The organism is Pleionea sp. WD8-19, assembly GCF_055326765.1.
Map to the genome: position 1 here is coordinate 140,486 of NZ_JBUZOU010000004.1, position 12,357 is coordinate 152,842.

11 protein-coding genes are annotated in these 12,357 nt (G+C 46.3%); all 11 read left to right on the plus strand.

Annotated features, from left to right (window positions below; translation table 11 throughout):
* Positions 1 to 218: 218 nt before the first annotated feature.
* The 11 genes from ACTUJY_RS06540 (at position 219) to ACTUJY_RS06590 (ending at position 12,356) form a co-directional block, all read left to right on the plus strand.
* Positions 219 to 2,570 (plus strand): S8 family serine peptidase, encoded by a 2,352-nt coding sequence (locus ACTUJY_RS06540; RefSeq protein WP_463615263.1) that lies wholly within the window; start codon positions 219 to 221, stop codon positions 2,568 to 2,570.
* 505 nt (positions 2,571 to 3,075) lie between these two features.
* Entirely contained in the window at positions 3,076 to 4,995 is a 1,920-nt protein-coding gene (locus tag ACTUJY_RS06545) for a S8 family serine peptidase (RefSeq protein ID WP_463615264.1), read from the plus strand.
* A gap of 381 nt (positions 4,996 to 5,376) precedes the next feature.
* Positions 5,377 to 5,757: an ATP synthase subunit I gene (locus tag ACTUJY_RS06550; RefSeq protein WP_463615265.1), complete on the plus strand. Its 381-nt coding sequence runs from the start codon at positions 5,377 to 5,379 to the stop codon at positions 5,755 to 5,757.
* Positions 5,758 to 5,785: 28 nt separating this feature from the next.
* Positions 5,786 to 6,616, plus strand: coding sequence for a F0F1 ATP synthase subunit A (atpB, locus tag ACTUJY_RS06555; protein WP_463615266.1), 831 nt, complete (start codon positions 5,786 to 5,788; stop codon positions 6,614 to 6,616).
* A gap of 58 nt (positions 6,617 to 6,674) precedes the next feature.
* Positions 6,675 to 6,938, plus strand: coding sequence for a F0F1 ATP synthase subunit C (atpE, locus tag ACTUJY_RS06560; RefSeq protein WP_463615267.1), 264 nt, complete (start codon positions 6,675 to 6,677; stop codon positions 6,936 to 6,938).
* Between the two features lie 48 nt (positions 6,939 to 6,986).
* Complete coding sequence (atpF, locus tag ACTUJY_RS06565) at positions 6,987 to 7,457, plus strand: F0F1 ATP synthase subunit B (RefSeq protein ID WP_463615268.1); 471 nt, start codon at positions 6,987 to 6,989, stop codon at positions 7,455 to 7,457.
* 12 nt (positions 7,458 to 7,469) lie between these two features.
* A complete protein-coding gene (locus ACTUJY_RS06570; protein WP_463615269.1) occupies positions 7,470 to 8,006 on the plus strand; it encodes a F0F1 ATP synthase subunit delta in 537 nt (178 codons plus the stop codon).
* A 14-nt stretch (positions 8,007 to 8,020) separates the two neighbouring features.
* Positions 8,021 to 9,568, plus strand: coding sequence for a F0F1 ATP synthase subunit alpha (gene atpA, locus ACTUJY_RS06575; protein ID WP_463615270.1), 1,548 nt, complete (start codon positions 8,021 to 8,023; stop codon positions 9,566 to 9,568).
* A gap of 58 nt (positions 9,569 to 9,626) precedes the next feature.
* Positions 9,627 to 10,487, plus strand: coding sequence for a F0F1 ATP synthase subunit gamma (gene atpG / locus ACTUJY_RS06580; RefSeq protein ID WP_463615271.1), 861 nt, complete (start codon positions 9,627 to 9,629; stop codon positions 10,485 to 10,487).
* Positions 10,488 to 10,525: 38 nt separating this feature from the next.
* Entirely contained in the window at positions 10,526 to 11,902 is a 1,377-nt protein-coding gene (gene atpD, locus ACTUJY_RS06585; RefSeq protein ID WP_463615272.1) for a F0F1 ATP synthase subunit beta, read from the plus strand.
* 28 nt (positions 11,903 to 11,930) lie between these two features.
* Positions 11,931 to 12,356: a F0F1 ATP synthase subunit epsilon gene (locus ACTUJY_RS06590; RefSeq protein WP_463615273.1), complete on the plus strand. Its 426-nt coding sequence runs from the start codon at positions 11,931 to 11,933 to the stop codon at positions 12,354 to 12,356.
* Position 12,357 lies beyond the last annotated feature (1 nt).

Sequence of the window (12,357 nt, forward strand, 5' to 3'; positions counted from 1 at the left end):
TGTAGTGTTTTAACTCCACTCTCTCTAGGCACTCATCTATACCCCTAAGCAAAAACTCTACCTGGAAATAATGGTAATAATCACATTGATCCATCTCTGATTGTTATGGCAAGTTCGAAAACCCCTCGATGGGACAGATAAAAAAAACGGGACCACTCGCTTGACCCAGGGACCGAACATCGTCAGGCACCACTATTACAATAAAGAGACGATCAACCATGAAAAGCAGCAAGTTATTTATCACTACGCTGATCGCCGGATCAGTGTCAGGAGTACTGGCGAACAGCTCAGACTTCAACTCGCCCAAGTTTGATACCTGGACCAAAAAGCAAAGCGTTGCTCAACATCAACTGGAAAAGCGCTACATTGTAAAATTTAAAGATGGCTCAGCCGCTACCAAGCAAAATGCACAAGGCAGAATGCAGCTTAATGCGAAAGCGGCACGCAGTATGATGAAAAGCCTTGGGGTGGAAGTACGCAAAGAGTTGCCGTTTGCTCGCGCCATGTCAGTCGTACTTAATGAAAAAGCCAGACGAGCGTTGGAAAATAATGCAATGGTTGATTACGTGGAAGAGGATCAGCGACGTCGAATATTGGCTCAAAACATTACTTGGGGAATTCCTTCCGTTCAAGCGGATCAGGTCAGTGACAGTGCTGCTTCAAACATGAAAGTTTGTATCATTGATTCCGGTTACGACATCAATAATCCGGATTTAGCCGGCAATAATCACAGCGGTACCAATGATTCAGGAACGGGAAATTGGTACACACCCGGCGGCTCACACGGCACTCACGTTGCGGGTACTATTGCGGCCATCAACAATAACGAAGGGGTTACGGGTGTCTTGCCCAACCAAAACGTGGGAATCCATATCATTAAAGTGTTTAATGAAAGCGGTTGGGGATACTCATCCAGCTTAACCCATGCGGTCAATACTTGTGCCAATGCTGGCGCTAAAGTCATTAATATGAGTTTAGGAGGAGCTGGCTCTTCTAATACAGAAAAAAATGCTCTGCAAAGTGTATATGATAGTGGTGTTTTATTAATTGCAGCAGCAGGTAACGATGGCAACTCTTCACACTCATACCCTGCGTCGTACGACTCGGTTGTCTCTGTTGGTGCGGTTGATGAAAACAAACAATGGGCCGAGTTTTCTCAATACACCAGCCAGGTTGAACTATCCGGTCCCGGTGAAGCCATTTTATCCACCGTTGGTGTCGGTGATGGTGCGCAAAGTTACATTACTGTTGGCTCGACCACTCATGGTGACGACAACGTATTGCCTTTGATGCGCTTTATTCCCGTAAGTGGTAATTACCAGATGCAATATTTTGATGGCAGTGCGACCGGAACTTTGGCCAGTTGCAGTGTATCCAGTAGTGGTAGCTATTCTTGCGGCAATATGAGCAACAAGATCTGTCTTGTGGAACGCTATGAAAATCAATCGGGTTCTAATTACCCGGAGTCAAACCCGGTTCAAGCGTGTAAAGATGCAGGTGCTAAAGCCGCAATTGTTTACTCAAACAGCGCTCGTCCTGGTTTACAAAATCCATTCCTGGTCGACTCTAATACCGCCTTCAACTTCCCAACCGTTTCCATCAATCGTGCACTTGGTCAGGCACTACAAGGTTCAACCGGACAAACCGTTACCGTTGAAACTAAAACGGGCACTGATTACGCCTATTATAACGGTACGTCTATGGCTAGCCCACACGTTGCTGGTGTTGCGGCTTTGGTTTGGAGCCAGCATCCTTCATGTACTGCGGCGCAAATTCGTAATGTATTGAAAGTCACTGCAGAAGATCTAGAAACCTCCGGTCGTGATGATAAGACCGGTTATGGTTTGGTACAGTCAAAGGCAGCGGTAGACTACATCACTAATAACGGTTGTGATGGCTCTGGCTCTGGTGGTGGTACTCAACCCCCTGCGGATGGTGAGTTGCAGAACGGCGTTGCCAAAACCAACCTTTCTGCTTCTACGGGTGAAGCGCTTTACTTCACAATGGAAGTACCTGCTGGAGCAACCGATCTGAACTTTGCGATGAGTGGAGGCAGTGGTGATGCAGATCTTTACGTGAAGTTTGGCTCAAAACCGACCACTACGTCTTATGACTGCCGTCCTTACAAAAATGGTAACTCAGAATCCTGTCCTATCTCTAATGCTCAAGCTGGCACCTATCATGTTATGGTTCGCGCCTACTCCAGCTTCACTGGCGTAAGCCTAACGGGCTCGTTCACCGAAAGCAATGGTGGTGGCGGAGTAGTAGGTGGTTCAGCGTCTGCTGATAACCTCTCGGGTAGTCGACGCGCTTGGAGTCACTACACCGTTGATATTCCTGCGGGAATGTCAACAATGACCGTTACAATGTCGGGTGGCTCAGGTGATGCTGATTTGTATGTGAACTTTGGCTCACAACCTTCGTCATCTAACTACGATTGTCGTCCTTATAAAAGCGGAAATAACGAAACGTGTAGCTTTACTAATCCGAGCTCGGGTAAATGGTACATAAGCTTGTACGGTTACTCATCATACTCAGGTGTGAGTTTGAATGTTGAGTGGAACCCGTAAATTAATTTAGGTGTTATAAAAAAAGCGGCTTATCTAGCCGCTTTTTTGTTATTCGAGCATTCAGTCGTTTCTAAAACTTAACTTGCCTAATAAATTTAGAGAGTCAAATCCAGCGAATTATTACCCAGTTCAAGCTTTAAGTGAGATATCTTTTTGATGATTGAGTCATGGATCATTATTTTGTAAAGAAGTGTGAATATTCACATTTTGTTTTCTAAACTTATGTGCCATTTTCTTTCTTGGTCACTAAACGACCAGATAGGACTACCTAAACTGGAGTTCCAAATCTAACCCTAAACTGCGCAATATAAAGGAAGCCATAAACACAAAATCCTTGCGCAATCCGTAGTACGGTGATCCCACCGGTTGTATTCGCAATGCCTCCTTTATGACCGCTCAGATAGCTGATCGGAGTTTCGCTATACCCGCTATGGATTAAAACGGGTGCAGGGAGGATTTGTAAAACTCCACATTCAATCAAACCAAAGATAAACAGAGGCATATCATGAAAAATAAACCCGCCAAGCTGTTTATGACGACTTTGATTGCTGGAAGCATTTCAGCAGTGTTGGCTCAGTCGCCATATGATTTAAATAATCCCGGGAAAAAATCAATCGCTAGCAAAACTGTCGATCAAATGATCGCCGAAACTCAGGGCGAAAAACGCTACATTGTGAAGTTTAAAAACTCTTCACCCTATACCATTCAAAGCAGTGACGGTCAGATGAAGCTTTCATCTTCTGCACACCGTATGATGAATAAACACGGCGCTCGCGTGAAACGCACATTGCCAGAACATGGAGCTATGGCAGTAATGCTGAACCAAAAAGCGGTTCAAGCATTACAAGCGGACTCTGGTGTGGAATACCTTGAGGAGGATCCAAAACGATTCTTAATGGCGGAAAGTACACCTTACGGAATTACAATGGTTGAAGCCTTGCAGGTGAGCGACGCTAACAGTGGTAACCGGAAAGTGTGTATTGTTGATACAGGTTACGATATTAACCACGAAGACCTTATTTCTAATGGTGTTACCGGTGATGATAATGACGGTAACGGCAATGATACCGGTAACTGGTATAACGACGGACATGGTCATGGCACACACGTTGCCGGAACCATTTCGGCACTCAGTGGAAATGGTGTGGGCGTTGTTGGTGTTAATCGCAGCGGCAATCTAGGTCTACACATCGTTAAAGTATTTAATAATTCAGGTAACTGGGCGTACGGCTCTGATTTGGTAGCGGCGGTTAACCAATGTGTTAATGCAGGATCCAATGTGATCAGTATGAGCCTGGGTGGTTCCGGTTCCAGTACAACGGAACGGAATGCCTTTATCAGCGCATTGAACAACAATGTCTTGTCGATTGCTGCTGCTGGAAATGGTGGTAACAGCAGCTTGTCTTATCCAGCATCTTATGACGAAGTTGTTTCAGTAGCCGCGGTGGATTCCAGCGGTAATCGAGCGTCATTCTCGCAATACAACTCTCAAGTAGAAATTGCTGCGCCAGGGGTAAGCGTAAACTCTACGTTACCTGGCAATAGTTATGCAGCCTGGAGCGGGACTTCCATGGCCACACCTCATGTTTCGGGTGTCGCCGCATTGGTATGGAGCCACTACACATCGTGCAGTGCCGCCCAAATCCGTTCGGCATTAAACGCTACCGCTGAAGATCGTGGATCAGCCGGTCGTGATAACTATTACGGTTGGGGTATTGTCAAAGCTAAGGCAGCGTTCGATTATTTAGCTGCTGGTTGTGACGGCGATGGCAACCCTCCACCTCCACCACCCGGCGATACCGAGTTGACCAATGGGGTTGCCCAAACTGGCCTGTCTGGTGCACAAGGCGATGAAGATCACTTCTACCTTGAAGTACCTTCAGGATCTTCCAATCTTAGCTTTGTACTGACCGGCGGATCGGGTGATGCTGATATGTACGTTAAGTTTGGCTCCAAGCCAACCACATCCAGTTACGATTGCCGCCCTTACCGTTGGGGTAATGAAGAAACTTGTAACTTCAGTACTGCGCAAACCGGTACTTATTATGTCATGTTGCGCGGTTATTCCAGCTATTCAGGAACTTCGTTGACTGGTTCATTCTCAACCGGTGGCGGAGGTAATGGTGGTACATTCAACGAAAGTAACCTGTCTGGAAGCACAGGCAACTGGAAGCACTATACGGTGGACATCCCATCGGGAATGAGTACTTTCGATATTAATATGAGTGGTGGTTCTGGCGATGCGGACTTATACGTACGGCGTGGTTCGCAACCGACTACGTCAGCCTACGATTGCCGTCCTTACCGTTGGGGTAACACTGAAAGTTGTAATTTCAGCAACCCACAATCAGGGACTTGGTATATCAGCGTTCGAGCTTACTCCACTTATTCAGGGGTAAACATTGACGCAGAATGGAAACCATAATCGATTACTGATAATAATCGAACCAGCCGGTTGATTTTCAGCCGGCTTTTTTATAATAAAAAACTACTGTCTCAATACGATTCAGGAAAAAACAGGAAAATTAAAATATTACCGAAATGAAATGATTGTCCAGACACCAGGCTTGCGATCGCACATCTGCTCAAACCCTTAACTTATAACACCATATATAGATGATGCAGTACACCATTATTCAAATTCTAAATTAAAGAGTCTTTCTGTCTCGAACAACCCTCCCCACTACCGGGATTTTCTGTTGAATTGGCGCGGTTAAAAACCTATAATTTGCCGGAATTTTTATAAGTAATTGAGAATAATTCTCAATTACATTGAGTGGCTCGAAAAGTAATTAAGGCAGATCGAATGTCGCCATCGTTAACACAACAAGGACGCTCGATCGCCTATAAATCAGTGGCCGTTCAATTCGGTGTGGTGGTACTCGCATCGATAGCAGCTTTAGTTTGGGGTATTCAGGTTTCGTTGTCGGTGTTCTGTGGTGGAATGATCAGCGTGCTCCCCTCTCTATTGTTTGCTTATAAGGTGTTTCAATACGCAGGTGCACAAGCGGCTCGGCAAGTAATGCGGGCTTTTTATTTAGGTGAAGCATTTAAGTTTATCCTCGCCGTTGTGTTGTTCGTAGTGGTTTTAAAGTGGCTGCCAATATCGGCATTCGCTTGTCTTATTGGTTTTGTGGTAGCTGTGTTGGCGCAAGTAATCGCGCCCTTAATCGTCAAACCCAGCTAATCACGGTACGAAAAATCGGAAGAAGAATATGAGCGCAGAAAGCAGTTCAGGTTATATCAAACACCATTTGCAAAATCTCCAAGTGTGCTCCACCGATCAAGGTTGGGTTTGGAACACCATGGAAAACATGGAGTGTTCAGGAAATTTCTGGACAATCAATGTCGACACCCTCTTCTTTTCTTTCTTCCTAGGTGGTTTGTTTTTATGGATTTTCCGCAGCATCGCGAAAAATGCGTCCATTGATAAACCGGGTCGCATGCAAGCGTTCGTTGAAATGGTGTTTGAGTTTGTCGATACCAATGTTAAAGACACCTTTCATGGTCGCAATAAGCTCATCGCGCCACTAGGGCTCACCATTTTCGTTTGGATTTTCCTGATGAACTTTATGGATTTGATTCCTGTAGATTGGTTACCTGCCATCGCTTCATTAATGGGAATCGAGTATCTTAAAGTCGTTCCGACAACCGACATCAATGCAACGTTTGCCATGTCTCTTTCAGTGTTTGCATTAATCATTTATTACAGCATTAAAATTAAGGGCGTCGGTGGTTTTATTAAAGAACTTACCTTACACCCTTTCAGCAGCTCCAATCCATTGGTTCAAATTTTGTTTATCCCTTTAAACTTAGTGTTGGAAGGTGCGGCCTTTATCGCCAAACCCATTTCCTTGTCACTGCGTTTATTCGGAAACCTTTACGCTGGTGAATTAATCTTCATTCTTATTGCACTTATGGGTTACTGGCAGTTGCCATTACATTTCCCATGGGCGCTGTTGCACTTATTGGTTATCTTCCTGCAAGCCTTCATCTTTATGATGTTGACGACTGTTTACCTCAGTATGGCGCACGAAGATCATTAATCGATTTACCCAATTACTTTTAATTTTAAACATCAATACCTTTTAGTAGGAGAAAATAATGGAAACAGTAATCGGCTTTACCGCAATCGCAGTAGCTATCTTGATCGGTCTGGGCGCTCTGGGCGTTGGTATCGGTATGGGTCTTTTGGGTGGTAAGTTCCTTGAGAGCGCTGCTCGTCAACCTGAATTGGCGCCTATGCTGCAAGTTAAAATGTTCATCGTAGTGGGTCTGCTTGATGCGGTTGCCATGATTGGTGTTGGTATTGCCTTGTTCTTCACTTTCGCAAACCCCTTTATCGGTCAACTTACTGCTGGCGCATAAGCAATAACTCCAACGTCCGTTTATTAAGACAATTCAAGGAGTTTTATCGTGGACTTTAATGCAACTTTAATAGGTCAAACCATCGCGATGATCGTATTTGTGATCTTCACGATGAAATACGTTTGGCCGCATTTAGAAAGCGCGATCACCGAGCGACAAAACAAAATCGCTGAAGGTTTGGCAGCAGCGGAAAAAGGCACTCATGATTTGGAACTGGCAAAAGAAAGCGCCTCCAAAACCATGAAAGAAGCCAAAGCGCAAGCGGCTGAATTGATTGAGCAAGCGAAAAAACGTCACAGCGAAATCGTTGACTCTGCCAAAGATGATGCTCGTGCCGAAGCGGATAAAATCCTCAACGGCGCAAGAGCGGAAATTGAGCAAGAAGTGAATCGAGCGCGTGAGCAGCTTCGTGCGCAATTGGCGACTTTAGCCGTTGCTGGCGCGGAGAAGATTCTCGAACGCAACATCGATGCCGCAGCTCAAAACGACATTGTTGAAAAGCTGGTCGCAGAACTTTAATAAGGGTGGACCATGGCTGAATATACAACAGTAGCGAGACCTTATGCCAAAGCGGCATTCGAGCACGCCATGGCAGCAAATGCATTGGCCCCTTGGTCAGAGATGGTTGGCTTTGCCGCCGCTGTCGTTGCCGATGAGCAAATGCAGGAACTGTTGTCGAGCCCACATTTAACGCGGGAACAACAACAGGATGCCATGTTGAAAGTTTGCGAAGGCAAACTGGATGCTCAAGGACAAAACTTCATTAAGTTATTGTCAAACAATCACCGCTTATTGGCGTTGCCGAAAATTGCAGAAATCTTTGAACATCTGAAAGCCGAGTTTGAGAAAACGGTGGATGCAGAAGTCACTTCTGCCGCAGAGCTGACTGCTGAGCAACAAGATAAGTTAAAACAGAAGCTGGCTTCGAAATTAGGGCGACAGGTCAATATCAATGTAACGGTTGATAGTTCTCTACTGGGTGGCCTGGTCGTAGAAGCTGAAGACATGGTCATTGACGGTTCGGTACGCGGTAAGCTTGCCAAGCTGTCAGAGACGCTGAAAGTATAAAAGGAATCCAGAGCATGAGTGTGCAACTGAATCCATCTGAAATCAGCGAGCTGATCAAACAACGTATTCAAGAATTTTCCGTTGTTTCAGAAGCTCGTAATGAAGGCACTATCGTCAGCGTTTCTGACGGTATTTTACGAATTCACGGTCTGGCCGACGTTATGCAAGGTGAGATGATCGAACTTCCGGAAGGTCGTTACGGTCTGGCTCTTAACCTTGAGCGTGACTCGGTTGGTGCCGTAGTATTGGGTGACTACTCAGGAATTGTTGAAGGTCAAAAAGCCAAATGTACTGGCCGTATTCTTGAAGTGCCTACCGGCGAATGCATGTTGGGTCGCGTGGTTGATGCCTTAGGTAACCCAATCGACGGTAAAGGTCCTATCGAAGGTGCAACCTACGCACCGGTAGAAAAAGTAGCGCCTGGTGTTATCTCTCGACAATCGGTTTCACAACCTGTGCAAACCGGTATTAAATCCATCGATGCTATGATCCCGGTAGGTCGTGGTCAGCGTGAGTTGATCATCGGTGACCGTCAAACCGGTAAAACCGCAATCGCTATCGACGCTATCATCAACCAGAAAGGTACCGGCGTTAAATGTATCTACGTAGCGGTTGGGCAAAAAGCATCAACGATTGCGAGCATCGTACGCAAGCTGGAAGAGCATGGTGCCATGGCGCATACCGTTGTGGTAGCGGCTGCGGCGTCTGATTCAGCAGCATTGCAATACATTGCACCTTTCGCTGGTTGTTCGATGGGTGAATACTTCCGTGACCGCGGTGAAGATGCCTTAATCGTATACGATGACTTGACCAAGCAAGCCTGGGCTTATCGTCAAATTTCTTTGTTGTTGCGTCGTCCTCCGGGTCGTGAAGCTTACCCTGGTGACGTATTCTACTTGCATTCACGTTTGCTTGAGCGTGCCGCGCGAATCAATGCTGAACACGTTGAAAAGATCACTGATGGAAAAGTAAAAGGTAAAACCGGTTCATTAACCGCGCTGCCTATCATCGAAACTCAGGCCGGTGACGTATCGGCATTCGTACCGACCAACGTCATTTCCATCACCGATGGTCAGATTTTCCTTGAAACCGATCTGTTCAACTCTGGTATCCGTCCTGCGGTTAACGCCGGTTTGTCGGTTTCTCGTGTGGGCGGTGCCGCACAAACCAAGATCATCAAAAAGCTGGGTGGTGGTATTCGTCTGGCCTTGGCACAGTATCGAGAACTGGCAGCGTTTGCACAGTTCGCATCTGACCTCGACGATGCGACACGCGCACAGTTAGAGCATGGTCAACGTGTTACTGAGTTGATGAAACAGAACCAATACTCACCGATGTCGGTTGCGGAAATGGGGGTTTCTCTTTACGCAGCAGAAAAAGGTCACTTGAAAGACGTCGAGTTAGACAAGATTGGTGATTTTGAATCCGCTTTGATTGATTACATGAACAATCAAGAAAAAGCATTGATGGATAAAATTAACGCATCTGCCGATTACAACGATGAAATCGCGGCTGCGTTAGAAGAAGCCGTCACGAAATTCAAATCAACTCAAACCTGGTAATTTGTTTTGAGGGAAGCTCGCTTCCCTCAAAACTTACTGAGAGTAACAGGAAAAGAATATGGCCGGCGCTAAAGAGATTAGAACCAAAATTGGGAGTATTAAAAACACCCAAAAAATCACCAGTGCCATGGAAATGGTAGCAGCCAGTAAGATGCGTAAAGCTCAAGATCGCATGGCCGCTACTCGTCCCTACGCCAAACGCATTCGAAGTGTTATCGGCCACATTGCGCGTGGTAACACCGAATATCAGCATGCTTTTATGAAAGAGCGAGAAGCAAAGCGTGTTGGCTTTATCATTGTTTCGACCGACCGTGGTCTGTGTGGTGGATTGAACATTAATTTGTTCAAAAAAGCCCTAGGTGAAATGAAACAATGGAGCGAGCAAGGTGCCGAGATCGACTTGTGCTTGATCGGCTCCAAGGCGTTAGCGTTTTTTAAACGTTTTGGCGGAAATGTGGTTGCGCAAGCAAGTCAACTAGGGGATGCTCCGCAGGTTGCCGACTTAATCGGTGCGGTGAAAGTCATGCTTGATGCTTATAACGAAGGTCGCATCGATCGTTTGTTTTTGGCATCCAATGATTTCGTTAACACGATGACTCAATCCCCCACCGTTGAACAAATGTTGCCCATCGTTCCCAGTGAAGATGATGAACTGAAGCACCACTGGGATTATATATATGAGCCTGATGCTAAGTCACTGCTCGAAGTTTTATTCACTCGATACATTGAATCTCAAGTGTATCAAGGTGTGGTGGACAACTTGGCCTGTGAACAGGCCGCTCGTATGGTAGCTATGAAAGCGGCATCGGATAACGCTGGTGAGCTTATCGACGAATTGCAACTGGTATACAACAAAGCCCGTCAGGCGGCGATCACGCAAGAGCTTTCCGAGATCGTTGCAGGCGCGGCTGCGGTATAGCGGCACAAGAATTAAATATTGGTTAAGAGGACTGTGATATGAGCAGTGGTAACATTGTAGAAATTATCGGTGCGGTAATTGACGTGGAATTTCCACGTGACAATGTACCCAAGGTATACGACGCCTTGAACGTGGACAACAGCGAAATTGTCCTGGAAGTTCAGCAACAACTCGGTGACGGAGTTGTGCGTTGTATCGCCATGGGTTCATCCGATGGTATGAAACGCGGTATGTCCGTACAAAACACTGGTAACCCGATTCAGGTTCCAGTCGGTAAAGAAACTCTTGGACGTATTATGGACGTTCTGGGTAACCCGATTGATGAGAAAGGTCCTATCGGTGAACAGGAACGCATGGCGATCCACCGTAAGGCACCTTCTTATGAAGAACAGGCGGCAACTAACGAATTGTTAGAAACAGGCATCAAGGTTATTGACCTGGTTTGTCCGTTCGCCAAGGGGGGTAAGGTTGGTCTGTTTGGTGGTGCCGGTGTTGGTAAAACCGTAAACATGATGGAGCTGATCCGAAACATCGCTATTGAGCACTCGGGTTATTCTGTGTTTGCCGGTGTGGGTGAGCGTACTCGTGAAGGGAACGACTTCTACCACGAAATGACCGACTCCAACGTTATCGACAAAGTATCTCTGGTATACGGTCAGATGAACGAACCACCGGGTAACCGATTACGTGTTGCGTTGACCGGTTTAACCATGGCGGAAAAGTTCCGAGATGAAGGTCGTGACGTTCTGCTGTTTATCGATAACATTTATCGTTACACACTCGCAGGAACCGAAGTATCGGCACTGTTGGGTCGTATGCCATCTGCGGTAGGTTATCAGCCAACTTTGGCAGAAGAGATGGGTGTACTACAAGAGCGTATCACATCCACAAAAACCGGGTCGATTACGTCTATCCAAGCGGTATACGTACCTGCGGATGACTTGACCGATCCTTCACCAGCGACCACCTTTGCTCATTTGGACGCGACCGTTGTATTGTCTCGTCAAATCGCAGAATTGGGTATCTACCCTGCGGTTGATCCACTGGACTCAACGTCTCGTCAGCTTGACCCTCTGGTAATTGGTCAGGAACATTATGAAGTTGCCCGTGGTGTGCAATCGGTATTGCAGCGTTATAAAGAGCTGAAAGATATCATTGCGATTTTGGGTATGGACGAGCTTTCGGAAGAAGACAAGCAAGTGGTCGCTCGTGCACGTAAAATTCAGCGCTTCTTATCTCAGCCATTCTTCGTTGCTGAGGTATTCACCGGATCACCAGGAAAATACGTGCCTTTAAAAGAAACCATCAGTGGTTTTAAAGGTATATTAAATGGTGAATACGATCATCTGCCCGAGCAAGCTTTCTACATGGTAGGTAGCATTGAAGAAGCAGTTGAAAAAGCAAAAAGTCTTTAAGGCTTGTAAACTATAAGGGATGAAGAAAATGCCATATACGTTTCATCTCGATATCGTCAGTGCCGAAGAAGAAATTTTCTCCGGCACGGTAGATATGCTGGTTGCAACAGGCGAGCTGGGTGAACTGGGTATTGCACCTGGTCATGCGCCGCTGCTCACTACCCTAAAACCGGGTCCGGTGAAGGTAACCAAGCATGGTGGCGACGAAGAGTTTTATTATGTATCCGGCGGCATGCTGGAAGTGCAGCCCCATGTGGTAACGGTACTGGCTGACACCGCAGTACGCGCGACTGATGTGGACGAAGCTGCAGCAATGGAAGCGCAAAAAGCTGCAGAGCAGGCATTGAAAGATCAATCCGCTGAGATTGAATACTCGAAAGCCGCTGCGGAACTGGCTGAAGCTGTGGCTCAGCTGAGAACGTTACAGGCTATCCGCAAAAAAGCGGGCAAATAGT

What these genes read in the sequence shown, in the direction of transcription:
- ACTUJY_RS06540 (WP_463615263.1), top strand. Translation starts at nt 219, where the DNA reads ATGAAAAGCAGCAAGTTATTTATCACTACGCTGATCGCCGGATCAGTG.
- ACTUJY_RS06545 (WP_463615264.1), top strand. Translation starts at nt 3,076, where the DNA reads ATGAAAAATAAACCCGCCAAGCTGTTTATGACGACTTTGATTGCTGGA.
- ACTUJY_RS06550 (WP_463615265.1), top strand. Translation starts at nt 5,377, where the DNA reads ATGTCGCCATCGTTAACACAACAAGGACGCTCGATCGCCTATAAATCA.
- atpB (WP_463615266.1), top strand. Translation starts at nt 5,786, where the DNA reads ATGAGCGCAGAAAGCAGTTCAGGTTATATCAAACACCATTTGCAAAAT.
- atpE (WP_463615267.1), top strand. Translation starts at nt 6,675, where the DNA reads ATGGAAACAGTAATCGGCTTTACCGCAATCGCAGTAGCTATCTTGATC.
- ACTUJY_RS06570 (WP_463615269.1), top strand. Translation starts at nt 7,470, where the DNA reads ATGGCTGAATATACAACAGTAGCGAGACCTTATGCCAAAGCGGCATTC.
- atpA (WP_463615270.1), top strand. Translation starts at nt 8,021, where the DNA reads ATGAGTGTGCAACTGAATCCATCTGAAATCAGCGAGCTGATCAAACAA.
- atpG (WP_463615271.1), top strand. Translation starts at nt 9,627, where the DNA reads ATGGCCGGCGCTAAAGAGATTAGAACCAAAATTGGGAGTATTAAAAAC.
- atpD (WP_463615272.1), top strand. Translation starts at nt 10,526, where the DNA reads ATGAGCAGTGGTAACATTGTAGAAATTATCGGTGCGGTAATTGACGTG.
- ACTUJY_RS06590 (WP_463615273.1), top strand. Translation starts at nt 11,931, where the DNA reads ATGCCATATACGTTTCATCTCGATATCGTCAGTGCCGAAGAAGAAATT.